This window comes from Pseudomonas sp. NFACC32-1 (genome assembly GCF_900101215.1).
Taxonomy (GTDB): Bacteria; Pseudomonadota; Gammaproteobacteria; order Pseudomonadales; family Pseudomonadaceae; genus Aquipseudomonas.
Window position 1 is genome coordinate 419602 of the sequence record NZ_FMUL01000002.1, and the last position, 22716, is coordinate 442317.

At 60.7% G+C, this 22716-nt stretch carries 23 protein-coding genes and 2 pseudogenes; 17 read left to right on the plus strand and 8 right to left on the minus strand.

Annotated features, from left to right (window positions below):
* Nucleotides 1–132: 132 nt before the first annotated feature.
* Nucleotides 133–1626 (minus strand): aldehyde dehydrogenase, encoded by a 1494-nt coding sequence (locus tag BLP99_RS05825; RefSeq protein WP_072390699.1) that lies wholly within the window; start codon nt 1624–1626, stop codon nt 133–135.
* Nucleotides 1627–1860: 234 nt separating this feature from the next.
* On the opposite strand from BLP99_RS05825, the gene BLP99_RS05830 reads away from it, so the two are divergent.
* Nucleotides 1861–2223 carry a cupin domain-containing protein gene (locus BLP99_RS05830; RefSeq protein ID WP_072390701.1) on the plus strand — a complete coding sequence of 121 codons (363 nt, stop codon included), beginning with the start codon at nt 1861–1863 and terminating at the stop codon, nt 2221–2223.
* Between the two features lie 125 nt (nt 2224–2348).
* Here the strand turns inward: BLP99_RS05830 and rpmG are convergent, their stop codons facing one another.
* Nucleotides 2349–2504, minus strand: a complete 156-nt coding sequence (gene rpmG / locus BLP99_RS05835; protein ID WP_003177274.1) for a 50S ribosomal protein L33 — start codon at nt 2502–2504, stop codon at nt 2349–2351.
* Nucleotides 2505–2515: 11 nt separating this feature from the next.
* Nucleotides 2516–2749: a 50S ribosomal protein L28 gene (rpmB, locus tag BLP99_RS05840; RefSeq protein WP_007921114.1), complete on the minus strand. Its 234-nt coding sequence runs from the start codon at nt 2747–2749 to the stop codon at nt 2516–2518.
* Between the two features lie 438 nt (nt 2750–3187).
* Here rpmB and BLP99_RS05845 point away from each other — a divergent pair, with 438 nt between their 5' ends.
* Entirely contained in the window at nt 3188–4777 is a 1590-nt protein-coding gene (locus tag BLP99_RS05845; protein WP_072430957.1) for an ABC transporter substrate-binding protein, read from the plus strand.
* Between the two features lie 64 nt (nt 4778–4841).
* On the opposite strand, the gene radC is transcribed toward BLP99_RS05845, so the two are convergent.
* Nucleotides 4842–5516, minus strand: a complete 675-nt coding sequence (gene radC / locus BLP99_RS05850) for a RadC family protein (RefSeq protein WP_072390705.1) — start codon at nt 5514–5516, stop codon at nt 4842–4844.
* Between the two features lie 147 nt (nt 5517–5663).
* On the opposite strand from radC, the gene coaBC reads away from it, so the two are divergent.
* The 4 genes and pseudogenes from coaBC to argB all read left to right on the plus strand — a co-directional run bounded on the left by coaBC (nt 5664) and on the right by argB (nt 9917).
* Nucleotides 5664–6872 (plus strand): bifunctional phosphopantothenoylcysteine decarboxylase/phosphopantothenate--cysteine ligase CoaBC, encoded by a 1209-nt coding sequence (coaBC, locus tag BLP99_RS05855; RefSeq protein WP_072390707.1) that lies wholly within the window; start codon nt 5664–5666, stop codon nt 6870–6872.
* A gap of 6 nt (nt 6873–6878) precedes the next feature.
* Entirely contained in the window at nt 6879–7334 is a 456-nt protein-coding gene (gene dut / locus BLP99_RS05860; RefSeq protein WP_072390710.1) for a dUTP diphosphatase, read from the plus strand.
* A gap of 249 nt (nt 7335–7583) precedes the next feature.
* Nucleotides 7584–8987: pseudogene (locus BLP99_RS05865) on the plus strand (phosphomannomutase/phosphoglucomutase); the annotation flags it as partial.
* A gap of 24 nt (nt 8988–9011) precedes the next feature.
* Nucleotides 9012–9917 (plus strand): acetylglutamate kinase, encoded by a 906-nt coding sequence (gene argB / locus BLP99_RS05870; protein ID WP_053192101.1) that lies wholly within the window; start codon nt 9012–9014, stop codon nt 9915–9917.
* A gap of 167 nt (nt 9918–10084) precedes the next feature.
* Here the strand turns inward: argB and pyrE are convergent, their stop codons facing one another.
* The gene (pyrE, locus tag BLP99_RS05875; protein WP_072390716.1) at nt 10085–10729 is read right to left on the minus strand and encodes an orotate phosphoribosyltransferase; all 645 of its coding nucleotides are present in this window, start codon (nt 10727–10729) and stop codon (nt 10085–10087) included.
* A gap of 83 nt (nt 10730–10812) precedes the next feature.
* Here pyrE and BLP99_RS05880 point away from each other — a divergent pair, with 83 nt between their 5' ends.
* The gene (locus tag BLP99_RS05880; protein WP_072390719.1) at nt 10813–11592 is read left to right on the plus strand and encodes an exodeoxyribonuclease III; all 780 of its coding nucleotides are present in this window, start codon (nt 10813–10815) and stop codon (nt 11590–11592) included.
* 115 nt (nt 11593–11707) lie between these two features.
* Here the strand turns inward: BLP99_RS05880 and BLP99_RS05885 are convergent, their stop codons facing one another.
* Nucleotides 11708–12076 carry a DUF4870 domain-containing protein gene (locus tag BLP99_RS05885; RefSeq protein ID WP_072390721.1) on the minus strand — a complete coding sequence of 123 codons (369 nt, stop codon included), beginning with the start codon at nt 12074–12076 and terminating at the stop codon, nt 11708–11710.
* A gap of 30 nt (nt 12077–12106) precedes the next feature.
* Entirely contained in the window at nt 12107–12829 is a 723-nt protein-coding gene (gene rph, locus BLP99_RS05890; RefSeq protein WP_003229494.1) for a ribonuclease PH, read from the minus strand.
* 262 nt (nt 12830–13091) lie between these two features.
* On the opposite strand from rph, the gene BLP99_RS05895 reads away from it, so the two are divergent.
* From BLP99_RS05895 to BLP99_RS05925, 7 genes are all read left to right on the plus strand, one after another.
* Nucleotides 13092–13955 (plus strand): YicC/YloC family endoribonuclease, encoded by an 864-nt coding sequence (locus BLP99_RS05895; RefSeq protein ID WP_072430961.1) that lies wholly within the window; start codon nt 13092–13094, stop codon nt 13953–13955.
* 12 nt (nt 13956–13967) lie between these two features.
* Nucleotides 13968–14588, plus strand: a complete 621-nt coding sequence (gene gmk, locus BLP99_RS05900; RefSeq protein WP_072390727.1) for a guanylate kinase — start codon at nt 13968–13970, stop codon at nt 14586–14588.
* A 167-nt stretch (nt 14589–14755) separates the two neighbouring features.
* Complete coding sequence (gene rpoZ / locus BLP99_RS05905; RefSeq protein WP_003177259.1) at nt 14756–15019, plus strand: DNA-directed RNA polymerase subunit omega; 264 nt, start codon at nt 14756–14758, stop codon at nt 15017–15019.
* Nucleotides 15020–15076: 57 nt separating this feature from the next.
* Entirely contained in the window at nt 15077–17182 is a 2106-nt protein-coding gene (gene spoT, locus BLP99_RS05910) for a bifunctional GTP diphosphokinase/guanosine-3',5'-bis pyrophosphate 3'-pyrophosphohydrolase (protein ID WP_072390731.1), read from the plus strand.
* Nucleotides 17183–17205: 23 nt separating this feature from the next.
* Complete coding sequence (locus tag BLP99_RS05915; protein ID WP_024780260.1) at nt 17206–17586, plus strand: RidA family protein; 381 nt, start codon at nt 17206–17208, stop codon at nt 17584–17586.
* Nucleotides 17587–17641: 55 nt separating this feature from the next.
* Complete coding sequence (locus BLP99_RS05920) at nt 17642–18382, plus strand: hypothetical protein (RefSeq protein ID WP_072458526.1); 741 nt, start codon at nt 17642–17644, stop codon at nt 18380–18382.
* 471 nt (nt 18383–18853) lie between these two features.
* The gene (locus tag BLP99_RS05925; protein WP_072390739.1) at nt 18854–19597 is read left to right on the plus strand and encodes an SDR family NAD(P)-dependent oxidoreductase; all 744 of its coding nucleotides are present in this window, start codon (nt 18854–18856) and stop codon (nt 19595–19597) included.
* A 319-nt stretch (nt 19598–19916) separates the two neighbouring features.
* Here the strand turns inward: BLP99_RS05925 and BLP99_RS26605 are convergent.
* Nucleotides 19917–20057: pseudogene (locus tag BLP99_RS26605) on the minus strand (DUF6124 family protein); the annotation flags it as partial.
* Between the two features lie 189 nt (nt 20058–20246).
* Between BLP99_RS26605 and BLP99_RS05935 the strand changes: the two are divergent.
* The 3 genes from BLP99_RS05935 (at nt 20247) to BLP99_RS26130 (ending at nt 22571) form a co-directional block, all read left to right on the plus strand.
* Entirely contained in the window at nt 20247–20612 is a 366-nt protein-coding gene (locus tag BLP99_RS05935; RefSeq protein ID WP_092179917.1) for a hypothetical protein, read from the plus strand.
* Between the two features lie 101 nt (nt 20613–20713).
* A complete protein-coding gene (locus tag BLP99_RS05940) occupies nt 20714–21844 on the plus strand; it encodes a hypothetical protein (protein ID WP_092179919.1) in 1131 nt (376 codons plus the stop codon).
* A gap of 91 nt (nt 21845–21935) precedes the next feature.
* Nucleotides 21936–22571 carry an Nmad2 family putative nucleotide modification protein gene (locus BLP99_RS26130; protein ID WP_168199068.1) on the plus strand — a complete coding sequence of 212 codons (636 nt, stop codon included), beginning with the start codon at nt 21936–21938 and terminating at the stop codon, nt 22569–22571.
* The last annotated feature ends 145 nt before the right edge of the window (nt 22572–22716 follow it).

Here is a 22716-nt window from a genome sequence, read left to right on the forward strand (position 1 = left end):
ACAAATGCGGGAGCGAGCTTGCTCGCGATGACGGCGCAACATTCAACAGAGTCGTCGACTGCCTTACCGCTATCGCGAGCAAGCTCGCCCCCACAAGGGACCCGGGCTACATGAAGCGCGGGGTCTTCGTTGTCAGAGCTTGATCCAGGTCGCCTTCAGCTCGGTGTATTTATCGAACGCATGCAGCGACTTGTCGCGTCCGTTGCCCGACTGCTTGAAGCCACCGAACGGCGCGGTCATGTCGCCGCCGTCGTACTGGTTTACCCACACGCTGCCGGCCCGCAGGGCCTTGGCGGTGAGGTGGGCCTTGGAGATGTCCCGGGTCCATACCGCCGCCGCCAGGCCATAGGGCGTGTCGTTGGCGATCTGGATGGCTTGCTCGGCGGTGTCGAAGGCGATGACCGACAAGACCGGGCCGAAGATCTCCTCCTGGGCGATTTTCATGGCATTGCTCACACCGTCGAAAATCGTCGGTTCGACGTAGGTGCCACCGGTTTCTTCCAGGATCCGCTTGCCGCCAGCCACCAGCTTGGCACCATCGCCATGACCGGCCTCGATGTAGGACAGCACGGTGTTCATCTGCTGGGTGTCCACCAGCGCACCGACCGTCGTGGCCGGATCCAGTGGATTACCCGGCTTCCAGCCCTTGAGGGCTTCGATCACCAGGGGCAGGAAAGTGTCCTTGATGGAGCGCTCCACCAGCAGGCGCGAGCCGGCGGTGCAGACTTCGCCCTGGTTGAAGGCAATGGCGCTGGCGGCCGCTTCGGCGGCGGCCTGCAGGTCCGGGGCATCGGCGAACACGATATTCGGACTCTTGCCACCGGCCTCCAGCCAGATGCGCTTCATGTTGGATTCGCCGGAATAGATCATCAACTGCTTGGCGATCCTGGTGGAACCGGTGAACACCAGCGTATCGACGTCCATGTGCAGGGCCAGGGCCTTGCCTACGGTATGACCATAGCCGGGCAGCACGTTCAGCACGCCTTTCGGAATGCCCGCCTCGACAGCCAGGGCGGCGATACGGATAGCGGTCAGCGGGGATTTTTCCGAGGGCTTGAGTACCACCGAGTTACCGGTGGACAGCGCCGGGCCCAGCTTCCAGCAGGCCATCAACAGCGGGAAGTTCCACGGCACGATAGCTCCCACGACACCCACCGGCTCGCGGGTTACCAAGCCCAGTTGGTCGTGCGGGGTCGAGGCCACTTCGTCATAGAGTTTGTCGATGGCTTCGCCGCTCCAGCTCAATGCCTGGGCCGCACCGGGAACGTCGATGTTGAGCGAGTCGCTGATAGGCTTGCCCATGTCCAGGGTTTCGAGCAGGGCCAGCTCTTCGGCGTGCTGCTTGAGCAGGCCGGCGAAACGAATCATGGTGGCTTTGCGCTTGCTCGGCGCCAGGCGCGACCAGGCGCCGGAATTGAAGACGGCGCGTGCGTTCTCTACGGCTCGCTGGGCATCGGCAACGTCGCAGCTGGCGATCTTGCCCAGCAAACGGCCATCGACCGGGCTGACGCACTCGAAGGTTTCACCGGACACTGCATCGGTGTATTCGCCATTGATGAAGGCGCGGCCTTCAATGCGCAGATCGCGGGCACGCTGTTCCCAGTCGGCACGAGTCAGGGTGGTCATGCGAGTGTCCTCCTCTTATTGGAAAATAAACGCCGTGCTGCGCGCAGCGCTCAAGAATTCTGCCCGGCCAGCCTATTCGCGGCATACGTTTTTGGCACAGGGCACCCGCCACCCTAAACCAGCCGCCCCTCAAGTTTCAATATATTTGACACAAGGCCAGTAAACGGCCTTGCGATGTTCATTTTAATAAACATAGACTCGGAACCTTCCAGGCATTCACCAGGGATTACGCAAATGAACATCCAGGACATCGTCGACTTCAGTCAGGCCAGCACCGCCGCCGACCGTTATCGCCCGGATCCGGCCAAGGTCCTCAAGGGTGACCCCGAGCAGGCCGTGTTCAACCACTACAACAGCCCTTGCGGGCAGATGAATGCTGGCGTGTGGGAAGGCGCCGTCGGTCAGTGGACCGTCAACTACACCGAGCATGAATACTGTGAGATCGTCCAGGGCGTATCCGTACTACGAGACCAGGAAGGCAATGCCAAGACCTTGCGGGCCGGCGACCGCTTCGTGATCCCGGCAGGTTTCAAGGGTACCTGGGAAGTGCTGGAACCGTGCCGCAAGATCTACGTGGTGTTCGAACAGAAGGCTTGAGGATGGGAGTCTTGCGGGCCTGACCTCACGGCGGACAGGTATTGCGGTGCGCTCCTGATCCGACAAGCAACAAAAAAGGCCCGCATCTCGCGATACGGGCCTTTTTCGTAAGAAGGAAAAATCAATTACTTGATTTTGCCTTCCTTGTAGATCACGTGCTTGCGAACAACCGGATCATATTTCTTGATCTCGATTTTGTCCGGGGTAGTACGCTTGTTCTTGTCGGTAGTGTAGAAGTGACCAGTACCGGCGCTCGAGATCAAACGAATCAATTCACGCATGATTAGCTCCCTTAAACCTTGCCATCGCGGCGAAGTTCGGCCAGCACGACATCAATGCCGCGCTTGTCGATGATACGCATGCCCTTGGCAGATACGCGCAGACGTACAAAACGTTTCTCGGACTCAACCCAGAAGCGGTGATGCTGCAGGTTCGGCAGGAAACGACGACGGGTTTTGTTGTTTGCGTGGGAAATGTTATTCCCAGTCACCGGACCCTTACCGGTAACTTGACAGACTCTAGACATGCCTCAGCCCTCTAAAACCACATGCCCAACCCGGCATGGGTTGGCCGCTTAATCTCTCAGTCATTTGGCGCCAGGCGCCGCGTTTCTTTAAGGGTCTTACCGGCTACACCTACAGTGAAGGAACCGGGCCCCTAGAAAAGAGCGCTGCTTTATACCAGAAAGACCTCGGTGCAACAACAGCCCGTGTGATTTGTCTTCATGAGAATGCATAGGCCTGCAGCCCCGGATCACTGGGGCAAAGGCTGGCGAGACCCATGACCGCTCGTCGCTGGATTGAGGTTTTTTCAACCGCCAGTGGGTTTCGCCTCATCAATTGACCTGCAAAGCCTGCCGGAAAAAGCAAAAAGGGGATAGTCATTTGCCAACGAGCCCACTAGGGTAGGCCTTTTCCAGACTGCACTCGCAGATGGGCCTCCGACCTGCACAAGGAACCTGCTCATGCGCCTCGCTGCCCTATCACTGTTGCTCGTCCCCCTGCTGGCCAGCCCCCTGGCCCAGGCCGCTGCCCTGAGCGTCTGCACCGAAGCCAGCCCGGAAGGGTTCGACGTCGTCCAATACAACTCCCTGACGACCACCAACGCCTCGGCCGACGTCCTGATGAACCGACTGGTGGATTTCGACACCGCCAGCGGCAAGGTGGTCCCCAGCCTGGCCGAACAGTGGGATATCTCGCCCGACGGCCTGACCTATGTGTTCAAGCTGCGGCCCAAGGTCAAATTCCATCGCACCGAATATTTCACTCCGCACCGCGAGCTGACCGCCGAGGACGTGAAGTTCAGTTTCGAGCGCATGCTGGATCCGGCCAACCCCTGGCATAAAGTCGCCCAGAGCGGTTTCCCCCACGCCCAATCCATGCAACTGCCGGCGCTGATCAAGAAGATCGACGCCCTCGACCCGCTGACCGTGCGCTTCACCCTTGACCACGCGGACTCGACCTTCCTGGCCACCTTGAGCATGGGGTTCGCCTCGATCTATTCGGCTGAATATGCCGACCAGTTGATGAAGGCCGGCACGCCGGAAAAACTCAACGGCCAGCCCATCGGCACCGGCCCGTTCATTTTCAACCGGTTCCAGAAGGATGCTTCGATCCGCTACAAGGCCAACAGCGACTATTTCGGCGGCAAGCCCCAGGTAGACCCGCTGGTCTTCGCCATCACGCCAGATGCGAACGTGCGCCTGCAGAAACTGCGACGCAACGAATGCCAGATCGCCCTCTCGCCCAAGCCGCTCGACGTACAGGCCGCCCGACAGGAGCCGACGTTGAAAGTGGAACAGACCGACGCCTTCATGACCGCTTTCGTAGCGATCAACAGCCAGCACCCACCGCTGGACAAACCCGAGGTCCGGCAGGCCATCAATCTCGCCTTCGACAAGGGCAGCTACCTCAAGACCGTCTTCGAAGGCACCGCCCAGGCGGCCAACGGCCCTTACCCGCCAAACACCTGGAGCTACGCCAAGAACCTGCCCGGCTACGCCCATGACCCGGCCAAGGCCCGCGACCTGCTGGCCAAGGCGGGCCTGAAGGACGGTTTCAAGACGACGATCTGGACCCGACCTTCCGGCAGCCTGCTGAACCCCAACCCCAGCCTCGGCGCACAACTGCTGCAATCGGACCTGGCGGAAATCGGCATCCAGGCCGAGATCCGCGTGATCGAATGGGGCGAGTTGATCCGCCGCGCCAAGGCCGGCGAGCACGACCTGCTGTTCATGGGCTGGGCCGGCGACAATGGCGACCCGGACAACTTCCTCACGCCGCAGTTTTCCTGCGCGGCGGTCAAGTCCGGCACCAACTTCGCTCGCTATTGCAATGCCGACCTGGACAAGCTGATCGCAGCCGGCAAGACCACCAGCGAACAGGGCGTGCGCACCAAGCTCTATGAGCAGGCCCAGGCACAGATCCAGCAACAGGCCCTATGGCTGCCCCTGGCGCACCCCACCGCCTTCGCGCTGGCTCGCAAGGAAGTCCAGGGTTACGCGGTCAGCCCGTTTGGTCGACAGGATTACTCGAAGGTCAATCTCAAGCCGTAAGCCGCAAGCTCAGATCACACCCTGCCCTGGACTTGCGGCTTGAAGCTGACAGCTTGCCACCGCCTCACATCCACCCAGACTCCGCCATGGACAGCGGCTCCCCGTCGCCCACGATGAAATGATCGAGCACCCGCACATCGATCAGTTCCAGCGCCTCCTGGAGGCGCTCGGTGAGGACCCGGTCGGCCTGGCTCGGCTCGGTGTTGCCCGAAGGATGGTTGTGACACAGGATCAGCGCGGCGGCATTGTGGGCCAGGGCGCGCTTGACCACTTGCCGCGGATAGACGCTGGCGCTGTCGATTGAACCGCGAAACAGCGCTTCGTAGGCCAGCACCCGGTGTCGCGAATCCAGGAACAGGCAACCGAACACTTCATGGGGTTCATGGCGCAGCATGGCCTTGAGGTAATCACGCACGGCCAACGGGCTCTCCAGCACCGACGCGCGGCGCAGATCCTGGGCCAGGTGCCGGCGTCCCATCTCCAGGATCGCCTGCAATTGCGCGAATTTCGCCGGCCCCAGGCCCAACTGCGCGCTGAACGTTCGCAGGTCGGCCTCCAGCAGCACGCGCAGGCAACCGAATTGCCGCAGCAGGTGTCGAGCGAGGTCCACCGCGCTTTTGCCCGAAACACCGGTTCGCAGGAAAATCGCCAGCAACTCGGCGTCGGAAAGACTCGCCGGGCCCAACTCCAACAACTTTTCCCGGGGCCGCTCGGCCGCCGGCCAATCACGAATACTCATAGGACCTCCCTGGTCAGTGGTGCGCCGCTGTTCCATAGCGGACGCTGTGATATCGTAGCCCATCTTTTTTGCAGGCGATTTGCACCCTGGCAAGCGGTTGCCAAGAGGTTCGCCTTGCACTGACCACTGAAATCGAAAGGCAGGCCTATGCAGCGGCTGTATCGGAAACGCATCGTTCTGGGCGTCGGCGGCGGCATTGCCGCCTACAAGAGCGCCGAGCTGGTTCGCCGACTCATCGACCAGGGCGCGGAAGTACGGGTCGTCATGACCCGCGGCGGCAGTGAGTTCATCACTCCGCTGACCATGCAGGCCCTGTCCGGGCACCCGGTCCACCTGGATCTGCTCGACCCGGCGGCCGAAGCCGCCATGGGGCATATCGAGCTGGCCAAGTGGGCCGACCTGGTGCTGATCGCACCGGCCACCGCCGACCTGATCGCCCGCCTGGCCCAAGGCATCGCCGACGACCTGTTGACCACCCTGGTGCTCGCCACCGACGCGGTGGTCGCGGTCGCGCCGGCGATGAACCAGGCCATGTGGCGCGACCCGGCCACCCAGGCCAACCTGCAACTGCTCGAAAGCCGCGACCTGAAAGTCTTCGGCCCGGCCTCCGGCAGCCAGGCCTGTGGGGATGTCGGCATGGGTCGCATGCTCGAAGCAACCGACCTGGCCCAATGCGCCGCCGATTGCTTCAAGCGCCAGGCGCTGACCGGCAAACACGTGCTGATCACCGCCGGCCCCACCCAGGAAAACATCGACCCGGTGCGCTACATCACCAACCACAGCTCCGGGAAAATGGGCTTCGCCCTGGCCGAAGCCGCCGTGGAAGCCGGCGCCCGGGTCACCCTGATCACCGGCCCGGTGCACCTGCCGACGCCGGACCGGGTGACCCGCATCGACGTGGTCAGCGCCCGGGACATGCTGGCGGCCTGCGAAGCGGCCATCCCTTGCGACCTGTTCATCGCCTCGGCGGCGGTTGCGGACTACCGTCCCGAGGTCGTCGCCCCACAAAAATTGAAGAAAGACCCTACAAGCGGCGACGGCCTGTTATTACAAATGGTCCGCAACCCGGATATTCTTGCCACAATCGCCACCCGTCCCGACCGCCCTTTCAGCGTCGGCTTCGCCGCCGAAACCGAAAACCTGCTCGATTACGCCGCGCGCAAGCTCAAGGACAAGAATCTGGACTTGATCGTCGCCAACGACGTCGCCAACCCGAGCATCGGCTTCAACAGCGAAGAAAACGCCTGCAGCGTGATCGACCGCCAGTTGCACGCCACCCTTTTCGCCCAGACCAGCAAGGGCAAGATCGCCCGCCAACTGATCACTTTTATCGCCGAACGGCTGAACCAGGTTTAATTTTCCATGCACGCTCTACAAGCCAAGATCCTCGACCCCCGCATCGGCAGCGAATTCCCGCTGCCGCAGTACGCCACACCGGGCTCCGCCGGTCTCGACTTGCGGGCCATGCTCAAGCAGGACACCATCCTGGAACCAGGCCAGACCCTGCTGATTCCCACCGGTCTGTCGGTGTACATCGGCGATCCGGGCCTGGCCGCTCTGATCCTGCCGCGTTCGGGCCTGGGTCATAAGCACGGTATCGTGCTGGGCAACCTGGTGGGCCTGATCGATTCCGACTACCAGGGTGAGCTGATGGTCTCGTGCTGGAACCGTGGCCATACGACATTCAACATCGCGGTGGGCGAACGCATCGCCCAACTCGTGCTCGTACCGGTGGTCCAGGCCCACTTCGAACTGGTCGAGGAATTCGACGAGAGTCAGCGCGGCGCAGGCGGTTTCGGGCACTCGGGCAGCCACTGACCGGTGAGATCGGCCGGGCGTCCTGCCCGGCCGGTTTATTAAGCTTCTGTTTCAGGGCAAAAAATGCGCAATGGCTTTCTGCTAGGTTTCCCATCCGGAATCAATGTATTAGGCGTGCGAGGCCGGGGTAACGCTGTCTCATGGCACTTTCCCACCACGAACTCTCTGTCAAAAACGCCGTCATACCCTTCAGCTTGAGCCTGCCGACGCTGTCCGTCGGCCTGTCCAGTCACCTTCTGATAGAGCGCCCCGTCCATGAACACCCCAGCCGCAATCGCCCCGATCTTCCCTGACAGCATCTTCCGCGCCTACGACATCCGTGGCGTGGTGCCGGAGACGCTGACCGCCGAAACCGCCTACTGGATCGGTCGTGCCATCGGTTCCCAGAGCCTGGCCCAAGGCGAACCCAACGTATGCGTCGGTCGCGATGGCCGCCTGTCCGGCCCCGAACTGGTCGAACAACTGATCAAGGGCATTGCCGACAGCGGCTGCCACGTCAGCGACGTGGGCCTGGTCCCGACCCCTGCGCTGTACTACGCCGCCAATGTGCTGGCAGGTAAATCGGGCGTGATGCTCACCGGCAGCCACAACCCGTCCAACTACAACGGCTTCAAGATCGTGATCGCTGGCGACACCCTTGCCAACGAGCAGATCCAGGCCCTGCATACCCGCCTCAAGACCAACGACCTGAGCAGCGGCAAGGGCAGCGTGACCAAGGTCGATATCCTCGAGCGCTACAACGACGAAATCGTCAAGGACGTGAAACTCGCCCGTCGCCTGAAAGTGGTGGTCGATTGCGGCAACGGCGCGGCCGGCGTGATCGCCCCGCAACTGATCGAAGCCCTGAACTGCGAGGTCATCCCGCTGTTCTGCGACGTGGATGGCAACTTCCCCAACCACCATCCGGACCCGGGCAAGCTGGAAAACCTCGAAGACCTGATCGCCAAGGTCAAGGAAACCAATGCCGACCTGGGCCTGGCCTTCGACGGTGACGGCGACCGCGTAGGCGTAGTGACCAATACCGGCAGCGTGGTGTTCCCCGACCGTCTGTTGATGCTGTTCGCCAAGGATGTGGTGGCTCGCAACCCCGACGCGGAAATCATCTTCGACGTCAAATGCACCCGTCGCCTGGTGCCGCTGATCAAGGAATATGGTGGTCGCCCCCTGATGTGGAAGACCGGTCATTCGTTGATCAAGAAGAAAATGAAGCAGAGCGGCGCCCTGCTGGCTGGCGAAATGAGCGGCCACATCTTCTTCAAGGAGCGCTGGTTCGGTTTTGACGACGGTATCTACAGTGCCGCGCGCCTGCTGGAGATCCTCAGCAAGGAGCCTGCGAGCGCCGAAGAGCTGTTCGCGACCTTCCCGAACGATATTTCTACGCCGGAAATCAATATCCATGTGACCGAAGAGAGCAAATTCAGCATCATTGATGCACTGCACGACGCTAAATGGGGCGAAGGGGCCGAGCTGACCACCATCGACGGTGTACGGGTCGACTATCCCCATGGCTGGGGCCTGGTTCGCGCATCCAACACCACACCGGTGCTGGTATTGCGTTTCGAGGCCGATAACGAAGCCGAACTGCAGCGCATCAAGGATGTGTTCCACACCCAACTCAAACGTGTTGCACCCGATCTCAAACTACCGTTCTGACTTTTTGAAGCTCCGGAGCCCTGAATGACCCTCGAACGCGAAGCCGCCACCAATACCGCCAAGGTTCTGTCCGAAGCGTTGCCGTATATCCGACGCTACGTCGGCAAGACCCTGGTGATCAAATATGGCGGCAACGCGATGGAGAGCGAGGAGCTGAAGACCGGCTTCGCCCGCGACATCGTGCTGATGAAGGCCGTGGGCATCAACCCGGTGGTAGTACATGGTGGTGGCCCGCAGATCGGTGACCTGCTCAAGCGCCTGTCGATCGAAAGCCACTTCATCGATGGCATGCGCGTCACCGACGCGCAGACCATGGATGTGGTGGAAATGGTCCTCGGCGGCCAGGTCAACAAGGACATCGTCAACCTGATCAACCGCCATGGCGGCAGCGCCATCGGCCTGACCGGCAAGGACGCCGAGCTGATCCGGGCGAAGAAACTCACCGTTACCCGCCAGACACCGGAAATGACCCAGCCGGAAATCATCGACATCGGTCACGTGGGCGAAGTGGTCGGCATCAACACCGACCTGCTGAACCTGCTGGTCAAGGGCGACTTCATCCCGGTGATCGCGCCGATCGGCGTGGGCGCCAATGGAGAGTCGTACAACATCAACGCCGACCTGGTGGCCGGCAAGGTCGCCGAAGCCCTGAAGGCCGAAAAACTGATGTTGCTGACCAACATCGCCGGTTTGATGGATAAGTCGGGCAAGGTCCTGACCGGGCTGTCGACCCAACAGGTCGACGACCTGATCGCCGACGGCACTATCTACGGCGGCATGCTGCCGAAGATCCGCTGCGCGCTGGAAGCGGTACAAGGCGGCGTGGGCAGCTCGTTGATCATCGACGGCCGGGTACCGAACGCCATCCTGCTGGAAATCTTCACCGATACCGGCGTGGGTACGTTGATCAGCAATCGCAAGCGTCCTTAAGCGATATCGGTAAAAAAATACCCCGCTCAACGGGTTGAGCGGGGTCTTTTTTTGACTATTGCGGGAGCGAGCTTGCTCGCGATAGCAGTGGGTCAGTCAATATCAATGCTGAATGATAAGCCGCTATGGCGAGCAAGCACGCTCCCACAAGGCTTGGCACAGGCCTTTTAAACACCGAACTGCGCCCGGTAGGCCTCCACCGCCGGCAGATGCTGCTTGAGCTGCGGATCGTCGGCCAGGAACTCCAGGACCTGATTCAGCGACACGATGCTGATCACTGGGATGCCGAAATCACGCTCCACTTCCTGGATCGCCGACAGTTCGCCGTTACCGCGCTCCTGGCGGTTCAGGGCGATCAGCACACCGGCGGCCTTGGCGCCTTCCTGTGAAGCGATGATCTGCATCACCTCGCGGATGGCGGTGCCGGCGGTGATCACGTCGTCGATGATCAGTACGTCACCGGTCAGCGGCGCGCCCACCAGGCTGCCCCCTTCGCCATGGGCCTTGGCTTCCTTGCGGTTGAAGCACCAGGGCAGGTCGCGGCCGTGGTGTTCGGCCAGGGCGACGGCGGTGCTGGCGGCCAGCGGGATACCTTTATAGGCGGGGCCGAACAGGACGTCGAACGAAATACCACTCTCGACAATGGCCGCCGCGTAGAAACGCCCCAGCTGCGCCAGGGCCGAACCGCTGTTGAACAGGCCGGCATTGAAGAAATACGGGCTCGTACGCCCGGACTTGAGGGTGAACTCACCGAAGCGCAGAACGCCGCGATCGATGGCAAAACGAATGAAATCGCGTTGATACGCCTGCATGAAAAAAAGCCTCAGATACCGCGGATTTAGCTAAATAGGTAGACGGCGTGTATCATACACGCACGTGATTTTTGGGGCCATTTATGCGGATCATCAGTGTGAACGTCAATGGTATTCAGGCTGCAGTGGAGCGAGGTTTGCTCAGTTGGCTGCAAGCACAGAATGCCGACGTCATCTGCCTGCAGGACACCCGCGCCTCCGCCTTTGAACTGGACGATGCAGCCTTCCAACTGGATGGTTACTTCCTTTATGCCTGCGATGCCGAAGTCCCCGCCCAGGGTGGCGTGGCCTTGTACTCGCGGCTGCAACCGAAGGCTGTCATCAACGGTCTCGGTTTCGAGACGGCGGACCGCTACGGGCGCTACCTGCAAGCCGATTTCGACAAGGTCAGCATCGCGACCTTACTGCTCCCGTCGGGGCAGAACGGCGATGAAGATTTGAATCAGAAATTCAAGTTGATGGACGACTTCGCCCGTTACCTGGATAAACAGCGGCGCAAACGTCGCGAGTACATCTATTGTGGCTCGCTGTACGTGGCGCAACAGAAGCTGGATATCAAGAACTGGCGCGACAGCCAGCAATCGCCTGGCTTCCTGGCGCCGGAACGGGCCTGGATGGACGAGATCATCGGCAACATGGGTTATGTCGATGCCCTGCGTGAAGTCAGCCGCGAAGGCGACCTGTACAGCTGGTGGCCAGACAACGAACAGGCCGAGATGCTCAACCTCGGCTGGCGTTTCGACTATCAGCTGCTGACGCCAGGCTTGCGCCGTTTCGTACGCAGCGCACGCCTGCCCCGCCAGCCACGGTTCTCGCAGCACGCACCGTTGATCGTGGACTATGACTGGACGCTGACGATCTGAGTGTCGTCCGGCCGCCACAAAAAACCGACAGAACTGTCGGTTTTTTTGTGAGCGACCATTTTTTCGATAAGGGAAGCGAACCTGCTCGCCTCCCCTATCAATGACTAGCTGATCATTATTTGATCAGCCGCCAAGTGAACGGATACCGATACGGCTGCCCCTCGTTGGCCTTGACCCCGGCAATGATGGTCAACACCAGCGCACCAATGGCGATCAGTCCGAACAGGAAGAAACCGATCACCACGAGCATCAGCAGGAAACTGATCATCGAAGCGATCGCCACGGTGATCTGGAAGTTCAGTGCTTCCTTGCCCTGGGCATCGATGAACGGGTCAGACTCGCGCTTGACCTGCCAGAGCACCAGGGGCCCGATCAGCGTACCGAACGGAATCACGATGCCCAGTAGGGCGGAAAGGTGGCAAAACATTGCCCACTGACGTGCCTCCTGGCTTGGCTTAGGCAGCAGGACTTGCTCATCACTCATGTCGCTCTCCTTGTCTGAAGCGTGTCACGATCAGTCGGCCAGTGCGGCCTTTTGCAGTTCGAAGATCTCGTTCATGCCTTTCTTCGCCAGCTCCAGCATAGCGTTCAATTCTTCAGGCTGGAACGGCGCGCCTTCGGCGGTGCCCTGCACCTCGATGAAGCCACCGGTGCTGGTCATGACCACGTTCAGGTCGGTCTCGGCGGCGGAGTCTTCCAGGTAGTCCAGGTCCAGCACCGGCTCACCCTGGTACATGCCCACGGACACCGCGCCGATCATCTGCTTGAGAGGATCGCCGCCCTTGAGACCGCCACGCTTCTTGATGACTTTCAAGGCATCGACCAGCGCGACCATGGCACCGGTGATGGACGCGGTGCGGGTCCCGCCGTCGGCCTGGATCACATCGCAATCGACATACAGCGTCACATCGCCCAGCTTGGACATGTCCAGGGCGGCGCGCAGCGAACGGCCGATCAGGCGCTGGATTTCCAAGGTCCGGCCACCCTGCTTGCCACGGCTGGCTTCGCGCTGGTTCCGCTCGCCGGTGGCACGCGGCAGCATGCCGTATTCGGCGGTCAGCCAGCCTTGACCCTGGCCCTTGAGAAACCGTGGCACGCCGTTTTCGACGCTCACCGTGCAGATGACTTTGGTATCACCGAATTCGACCAGTACAGATCCCTCGGCGTGTTTGGTGTAGTTGCGGGTAATGCGGATCGAGCGAAGCTGATCGGCAGCGCGACCACTTGGACGTTTCATAGGGGACACCTGTACAGAGGACGGAAAACTGCCGGCATTATAGAGCCGTGAGCCTGCGGAGGGCAGTTCTAAAAAACCGGTGCGACGAGCGAAGCCTCTCCCGGGCCCGGCCGACGGGCTGCAGCGCTTTGTCACATGCTCGGTTTGGGGCATGCGCCCCACTGCGCTACAATCCTGCGCCTTTGCGGCCCTTCGGCTTTAATTCACAGATTCCAGGCCTCACGACCACCGTCGTGCCCAGCCTGCATTGCGAGGAACCCCCATGGTGCACAGCATGACCGCCTTCGCCCGCGTCGAAAAAGCCGGCGCACAAGGCACGCTGAGCTGGGAGCTGCGCTCGGTCAACAGCCGTTACCTGGAGCCCCACCTGCGCCTGCCTGAATCCTTCCGCGACCTCGAAGGCGGCGTACGCGAAGCGCTGCGCCAGGGCCTGTCCCGGGGCAAGCTTGAATGCACCCTGCGCTTCACCGAGGAAAACACCGGCAAGACCCTGCAGGTAGATCGCGAGCGCGCCGCGCAACTGGTGGCCGCCGCCGAAACCGTCGCCAGCCTGATCAAGAACCCCGCCGCCCTCAACCCTCTGGAAGTGCTGGCCTGGCCCGGCGTGCTGGTGGGTGACGCCAGCGATCCCCAGGCTCTCAACGCCGAGGCACTGGCTTTGTTCAACCAGGGATTGCAGGAGCTCAAGGCCGGGCGCGAGCGCGAAGGTGCGGAACTGGCCCGGCTGATCAACGAACGCTTGACCGCCATCGAGGAAGACGTGGCGACCCTGCGCGAACTGGTCCCGCAGATGCTGGCCACCCAGCGTCAGAAAGTGCTCGACCGTTTCACCGACATGAAGGCCGAGCTGGACCCCCAGCGCCTGGAACAGGAAATGGTCATGCTCGCACAGAAGAGCGACGTGGCCGAAGAACTGGATCGCCTGAGCACCCACATCATCGAAGTGCGCCGGGTGCTCAAGTCCGGCGGCGCGGCCGGCCGCCGCCTCGACTTCCTGATGCAGGAGCTCAACCGCGAAGCCAACACACTGGGCTCCAAGGCCTTCGACCCGCGCAGTACCCAGGCTGCGGTCAACCTCAAGGTGTTGATCGAGCAGATGCGCGAACAAGTGCAGAACATTGAGTAAGGCTAACCCGACATGACCCACAGCACCGGCACTCTCTACATCATCTCCGCGCCCTCGGGCGCCGGCAAGACCAGCCTGGTCAAGGCACTGATCGACGCCGAGCCGCAGATCCGCGTCTCCGTCTCCCACACCACCCGCGCCATGCGCCCGGGCGAAGTGAACGGCGTGAACTATCACTTCGTCGACCGCGAAGAGTTCGTGAGGATGGCCGAGCACGGCGACTTCCTGGAGCGTGCCGAAGTCTTCGGCAACCTCTACGGCACCTCGCAGAGCTTCTTGCAGCAGACCCTGGACGAAGGCCACGACCTGATCCTGGAAATCGACTGGCAAGGTGCCGAACAGGTGCGCAAGCTGATGCCCCAGGCCCGTTCGATCTTCATCCTGCCACCGAGCCAGGAAGCGTTGCGCCAGCGCTTGACCAATCGCGGCCAGGACAGCGACGACATCATCGAAGGCCGGATGCGCGAAGCGGTCAGCGAAATGAGCCACTACGTGGACTACGATTACCTGATCATCAACGACGATTTTGCCCACGCACTGGACGACCTCAAGGCGATTTTCCGCGCCAGCCAGCTGCAACAGAAACGCCAGCAACAACGTTTCGGCAAATTGCTGGCTGAATTATTGGGCTGAACAGCCCTTCCCAAAACCGTTGCGACGGCCTTACATTGGTACTCGCAGCGCGCCGAGGGGTTTGGTTAAAAAATCAGCGCTTCCCTAAACGCTGGTGTTTTTTTAAACTGTCGAGTCCGCTCGCCCAACCGGGCAGCGCGCATATTGCATTCGCTCCGAGGAATACCATGGCCCGCGTAACCGTTGAAGACTGCCTAGAACACGTGGAAAACCGCTTTGAGCTGGTCATGCTCTCTACCAAGCGGGCCCGTCAGCTGGCCACCGGTGGCAAAGAGCCGTTGGTCCAGTGGGAAAACGACAAGCCTACCGTGGTAGCGCTGCGTGAAATCGCCGAAGGCCTGATGAGCTACGAGTTCATCGCCAATGCCGAAATCGTTGAAGACGAGCCGCTGTTCGCAGCGTTCGAGGACGAGTCCAACGAGGCGGTCTAAGCCTATGCCTGGTCGACGTAGCACGGCGCGGGGTCACAGCAAACGGCAGGAGTCATCATGCCGAGCATAGACGCCCTCGCCGATCGCTTATCGGCCTACCTCGGCAAGGACCAGGTCAACCTGGTCCGCCGAGCCTATTTCTACGCCGAACAAGCCCACGACGGCCAACGCCGCCGCAGCGGCGAGGCGTACGTCACGCATCCCCTTGCCGTGGCGAACATTCTTGCCGACATGCACATGGACCATCAGAGCCTGATGGCGGCCATGCTCCATGACGTGATCGAAGACACCGGCATCGCCAAGGAAGCACTGCAAGCGCAGTTCGGCGAAACCGTGGCCGAACTGGTCGACGGAGTCAGCAAGCTGACCCAGATGAACTTCGAGACCAAGGCCGAGGCCCAGGCCGAGAACTTCCAGAAAATGGCCATGGCCATGGCCCGCGACATCCGCGTGATCCTGGTCAAGCTCGCCGACCGCCTGCACAACATGCGCACCCTGGAAGTGCTGTCCGGTGAAAAACGCCGGCGCATCGCCAAGGAAACCCTGGAAATCTACGCACCCATCGCCAACCGCCTGGGCATGCATGCGATCCGCATCGAATTCGAAGACCTCGGCTTCAAGGCCATGCACCCGATGCGTTCGGCGCGGATCAACCAGGCCGTCAAGCGCGCCCGGGGCAACCGCAAGGAAATCGTCAACAAGATCGAGGAGTCGTTGAGCCACTGCCTGGCCATCGACGGCATCGAAGGCGAAGTCAGCGGCCGACAGAAACACCTCTACGGCATCTACAAGAAAATGCGCGGCAAGCGCCGGGCCTTCAACGAGATCATGGACGTGTACGCGTTCCGGATCATCGTCGACAAGGTCGACACCTGCTACCGCGTACTGGGTGCTGTGCATAATTTGTACAAACCGTTGCCGGGGCGCTTCAAGGACTACATCGCGATCCCCAAGGCCAACGGCTACCAGTCGCTGCACACCACGTTGTTCGGCATGCACGGCGTACCGATCGAGATCCAGATCCGTACCCGTGAAATGGAAGAAATGGCCAACAACGGCATCGCCGCCCATTGGCTCTACAAGTCCAGCGGCGACGAACAGCCCAAGAGCACCCATGCCCGGGCCCGACAGTGGGTCAAGGGCGTGCTCGAAATGCAGCAGCGGGCCGGCAACTCCCTTGAATTCATCGAGAGCGTGAAGATCGACCTGTTCCCGGACGAGGTCTACGTGTTCACGCCCAAGGGCCGGATCATGGAGCTGCCCAAGGGCTCCACGGCGGTGGACTTCGCCTATGCGGTGCATACCGACGTCGGCAACAGCTGCATCGCCTGCCGGATCAACCGTCGCCTGGCGCCGCTGTCCGAGCCGCTGCAAAGCGGCTCCACCGTGGAAATCGTCAGCGCCCCCGGCGCGCGGCCGAACCCGGCGTGGCTCAACTTCGTGGTCACCGGCAAGGCCCGCACCCACATCCGTCACGCCCTGAAACTGCAGCGCCGCTCCGAATCCATCAGTCTGGGCGAACGCCTGCTGAACAAAGTGCTGAACGGCTTTGACAGCTCCCTGGACAAGATCCCGGCCGAGCGCGTGCAGGTGATGCTCAACGAGTACCGCCTCGAACTCATCGAAGACCTGCTCGAAGACATCGGCCTGGGCAACCGCATGGCCTATGTGGTCGCCCGCCGCTTGCTCGGTGAGGGCGAACAGTTGCCAAGCCCCGAAGGCCCGCTAGCGATTCGCGGCACCGAAGGCCTGGTACTCAGCTACGCCAAGTGCTGCACGCCGATCCCGGGCGACCCTATCGTCGGACACCTGTCCGCCGGCAAGGGCATGGTGGTGCACTTGGACAACTGCCGCAACATCAGCGAAATCCGCCACAACCCGGAAAAATGCATCCAGCTCTCCTGGGCCAAGGATGTCACTGGCGAATTCAACGTCGAGCTGCGAGTCGAGCTTGAACACCAGCGCGGCCTGATCGCCCTGCTGGCCAGCAGTGTCAACGCCGCCGACGGCAATATCGAGAAAATCAGCATGGACGAACGCGATGGCCGCATCAGCGTCGTCCAACTGGTGGTCAGCGTGCACGACCGCGTGCACCTGGCCCGCGTGATCAAGAAACTGCGCGCCCTGGCCGGGGTCATCCGCATCACCCGCATGCGCGCGTAGCCCACCCATAACAAGGAGTCCTCATGACCAAGACCGTTATCACCAGCGACAAGGCCCCGGCCGCCATCGGCACCTATTCCCAGGCGATCAAGGCAGGCAACACCGTGTACATGTCGGGCCAGATCCCACTGGACCCGAAAACCATGGAGCTGGTGGAAGGCTTCGAAGCCCAGACCGTGCAGGTATTCGAAAACCTGAAAGCCGTGGCCGAAGCGGCCGGCGGTTCGTTCAAGGACATCGTCAAGCTCAACATCTTCCTCACCGACCTGAGCCACTTCGCCAAGGTCAACGAGATCATGGGCAAGTACTTCGAACAGCCCTACCCTGCCCGCGCCGCCATCGGCGTAGCCGCCCTACCCAAGGGCGCGCAGGTCGAGATGGATGCCATCCTGGTCATCGAGTAACAAGGCCGGCGCAGCGTCCCCCGCTGCGCCGTTTTCGTTTTGAAAGGATTTCACCATGCGCAAAGCGCTTGCTCTCCCGCTGCTCGCCCTTCTCCTGGCCGCCTGCGCCAGCGACCCCGCCGACCGTGATATCAGCGGCACCTGGATCAACCAGGCGGCCATCGACGCTGCCGCCAAGGGCGGTCCACTGCGCGAAGCGCTGCAGGCCTATGGCCCGAACCTGGAATGGGACGTCAACACCCGGGCCGGCCAGGCGCGCTACACCAATGGTTTTGAAAACGTCGAAGGCAAGCTGCTGGGCGAAGAAGACGGCGCGTGGAAAGTCGATTTCTATGGCAGCTCCGCCAGCGAACTCAAGCGCGACGGCGATCAGCTGAACCAGGCCGCCACCGAGAACGAACCCGAACAAGTCTTCGACCGTGCCCAGGTTCAGGTCCCGGCAGGCGCTCCCCTGGGTGCCAGCTTCGAACGCACCCTGTACGCCGCCTACCTGGGCGGCACCTGGCACATCCAAAGCGGCCCCGGCCAGGGCGCCACCGTGCAATTCCAGCCCGACGGCCAGGTCAGCGGCCTACCGGGCGCCGACCGCTATGCCCTGTGCCTGGCAGGCGACTGCGCCTCCATGAGCGGCGGCAACGACAACATCTGGCTGCAACAGAATGGCCAGGGCAACACCTGGATCTTCGCCCGCAATGGCAAGACGCTGGAAATCTTCCAGACCGTGAACGCGGCACTGGCGGATGAAATGCCGTCGTTCTCGCCGGGCAACCGGCAGTGGGTATTGGAACAGCAATAAGCTGGACCTGAACCTTTCCAATCCTCTGCTCGCGATAGCGCGGTGAAGAGCCGCAGCCATCTCGAGCAAGGTTGACTGATCGATGCCGGTGCGACTGCCGCTAGCGAACTCAGTAGACCAGTTACCCACCCAATGAATCTCTATCGCACATTCTCTCGCCGATAACCCCCCCAGCGGCGCCCCTCCCCTGAATACGCCGGAAGGCGACCCGCACCCAGCCCAGATTTTCTAGGATCCAAGGTTTTTCACTTCAGTAGTGCCCAATTCAGGCGGTCGACGCGTGTGATGTATATAGGCAGCAGAGGGCGAGATGGGGTCATTAAGACCTCCTCCCTAGTCTTTACGACAACTCTAGTAAGTTGTCATAAAGACACCTAATGCTCTCAACCTGCTGATTTTATTAGCATCATGCTGCTGGCACAGAAAATGTAAAAGCAATGCGGTTATTTCAAATGATCGCGGAGCAGCGTAATGGACAGTGAGTACGACAATCGCATTGCAGTGGTAACGGGGGCCAGTTCAGGCATCGGCCTGGCCGTGGTGCAGCAGCTGCTGACTCAGGGCGCGTCGGTGGTGGCAATGGCGCGAGGGCGAGGCGGACTTACCGAACTCAAGGATATCCATGGAGATCGCCTGCATCTGTTCAAGGGCGATGTCACCTCGATGGCTGACCTGGAAGGGCTGGCGCGCTACAGCAGCGAGCTCGGCCCGGTGGATTTCCTGGTGCCCAATGCAGGAGTGGCAATCTTGGAAAACAGCCTGGACAGCACTGGCTTTGCCCGCAACTGGGAGGTGAACGGAGCAGGAGCACTAAACACCTTATCGGCATTACGTTCGCAATTGGCAACGTCCGCTTCGGTGGTATTCATCGGAACCTTTCTCAGCGCGCTGGCATTTCCAGGCCTTGCCGGCTACATCGCTTCAAAAGCGGCATTGACCGCTCATGCACGCACGCTGGCGGTGGAACTGGCCAGTGCGGGCATCCGGGTCAACGTTGTATCGCCGGGGCCAACCGCGACGCCGATCTGGAAGACATTAGGGCTGGACAATGCTCAATTGTCGGCGGTAGCGGAAGCGGTTAATGAACGCTTGATCGAAGGCGAGTTTCTCCAGCCTGAGGCAGTGGCCGATGTGATCCTGTTGCTGCTGTCCAACCGCTCACGCGGTATCTATGGACAGGACATCGTGGTGGACGGCGGCTACACACTGCGCTAGACGCAGCGACATATCGAATGACTTACAACGCGTGATGATGCTGGGCTACGCACCCATGGACCGGCTGCGAACGAAGCATCTGCCCGAAGAGCGAGGCAGGTGCTTCTGATCAACCGGTATCCATTACGCTCCAGAATCCGCGACATTATCTTCACGGCTCTCGCCTCGCCAGATCAGGAAGATGTGAATCGCATCCACGATTACCGGTTCGATCCGGCTGATGTTCCGTAAAGGCAGCCTTGCGAAAAGCTGCTCTAGATGGCGCCCCCCTGAAAAACCCGATACAACGCATCGATTTTTTCATCGGTCCCACTTGCCGTTATCGCGGCTCGACGTTATCCAACGCCCGATTCGCCAGCAACGTACCCAGCTCGATCAATTGCTGAATTCCATGGGCAACATGGCGGCGGGAGCCATCCAGTTCGAAAGCCAAGTCGCTGACCATGGCATCCGCACAAGCCGGCGGATTCTGGCGTAGTCGTAGGCAGAGGCGCAAAGCGGCGTGGCCTGGTGGAAGCCTGGCAGTCAGGAGATGAAGCACGCGGCGGGAGCCTTTCATTGCCCTGGCCGCCAGGCTTTGATCTATGGTGTCGAATCGCTCTGCCACACGGCAGCGGCGCAATCCACCACTTCGCTTGGAAGAGAAACCATGCTGTTCAAAACCGATGACGAGCTGATCGCCGAGCGCTACTTCCGCTCCTCCCAGGACATTGGCGCCCTGTTTGGCATTAGCGCTGGCTTCACCTGCCTGCAATTCCCCGATCCCCGCCCCTTCGCGATGATCGTCACTGCGCTGTTTTTTCTTTGGGGCTATCTGTCGGGCGACAGTTACCGGCGGGTCGCCAAGGCCTACCTCAAGCAATACCCAGGCCCCTTGGGCGGCATCCGGTTCGCCTTTACCAAACTTCCCCTCGTGGTGCTCTGCCTGGGATTTCTCACCTTGATCATGATGGGCGCCGTGACCGCCGAACGTATTTCAGCGTGGGGACGGTTCTTGCCGCCGTCGCCTTTCTGAGAATGCATGACGAGGGATTGGCGAGACGGCAATTTGCCATCTACGCTCCGACTGGGCATGCCGGACCGCCTCCTCCCCTTCGCATTCTTAGGAAAGAAATCATGAAGGACGTGACTTGGTCATCCGTTTTGATTGTGTGTGTCTGTCTATTCGCGGGATGTGCGCCTTATCAGAAGTCTCGAGTTCTTGAGGCTGACGAACGGTTACTGACCTACTCCACTCGCACGGATAGGAGTGGCAAGAACACCGAGGTGCTGTGTCCCGAGCCCAGCCCGGATGCCCTCAAGACGTTGGCTGGCTCGTTATCCTTGGAAAAAGAAGATGTGGCTGCGCTGGCGGCAGCCTTTCAGGAATCGGGGGCAAGTATTGGTCTGCGAACCCATTCTATTCAGCTGCTGAGGGATCAGCTCTACAGTATTTGCCAAGCCTACGGTAACTCTGGCATTACACCGAGCGCGTACAGGATGATGCTCACCAGAAACCAGCGCAACACTGTCGCTTTAATGGCGATAGAACAGCTCACGGGGGTGGTTCGTAGTCCAAGTGTAACGCTGAGCGGCTCGGCGACAGCAGACAGAGCGGGTACCGTGCTTGAACTGACCACCCAATTGAACGCAGCAAATGCAAAGTACAAGGGCATGGATCCGACGACTGATGGAGCCAAGCAGTTGAAAGCGTCGATTGACTCCATTGAGGCTGCGCTCAAGGAGGCGAGAAAGTCGCTGGTTACGGCGTCTGGATCAAGCGCCTCCACATTGGCCAGCACAAGCGAAATCAGTAAGGACGTCATGCAAGTGGTTGCGGCCAGTGTGGAGAAGATAGCTGGCTCGGTGATCGGTGTTGATGATCAGTTCTATCTGTGCCTTGACCTGTACGAAAGTATTGGCGAGGACAAGGTCCCGACCGTACTGAAAGACAGGTGCTCGGCTGTTTTCGCAAGAGACCTGGGCGATAGCGTGAAAAGCTTAGGACAACAATCTCAACAATCAGGCCAACTAGCTCGACCCGGTGAGGGAGGGCGCGTCGATACGCCTCCGCCTACGCTCGGAATGAACTCCCGAGTTGCCCGTACTGTAACTTTGCCGTCGGGCGCACAACTGTTCCTATACGATGATCACAGTATGGCTGTAATGAAAAAACTCGAACTTGGTAAACCCCTCGGGAAGGAGTTGGCGGTCGACCCCAAAGGCTTGCAAAAGGCAATTGAGGACCTGCGCCGGGGGGAGATGTAACTTTCGCGGGAAAGCGAACCGAGGACGGAACTGGCAGCACGGTATCCTCGGTAAAACTCCTCGTTCGAATCTTTATGAAGGAGGCGCGGATTTGCGAGTCCACACGTATGTAATCGTTACGGACGCGGGGTCCGCCCCGAACTACGACCCGCCGGCCGTAACGCTGGCGGTTTGTAAACCACGCATCCGCAAGAAGGCGAAAGTGGGCGATGTCGTGCTCGCATTTGCCGGTTCGGCAATGAATCCCTCCTCACGCCACAGCGTCGTCTGGGCAGGCGTCGTCTCCGAAGTCCTGACCATCGCCGAGTACTGGAACGACGCGCGCTTTGCCTCAAAGAAGCCTAACCGCACCGAGGTACCGGACAACTTCTATAAACCTACCGATGGCGGTGGTTTCATCTGGCAGCGTAATTGTGTTCACGGTGCTGAGGCGCTGCAGCACGACACTGGCGGCCGGAACGTCCTTGTGTTCGAACAGGCCTGGCGCTTCGGCGCCTTCGGTCCACCTCTGCCGCAGGACTTTGGGCTGCGCATGACGGCTGGCCGACGCGGGGAACGGGTTGCCGACCGGAATGATGTCGAGTGGCAACGCCTCGAAGCCTGGCTCAATGCCCAATCGCAGGTTACCGTTGAGCCAATCCATTACCGCAAGTCTTGCGTTACCGACATGCAATGTTCACATCCGGTAACGCCACGACCAACCTCGCCAGCAAAACGGCGATGCTAGGTGTCGGCCGTTCTACAAGACATTTGAATCTTTTGCCACGCTTGATTCACCAGCAACACACCTAGCGTTGGATGCCCAACGCACATGGCGTCGCAGAGCGATGAGTTAGAAAGCCAGGCCTCTGCCCGTTGCATCAACCCCAGGC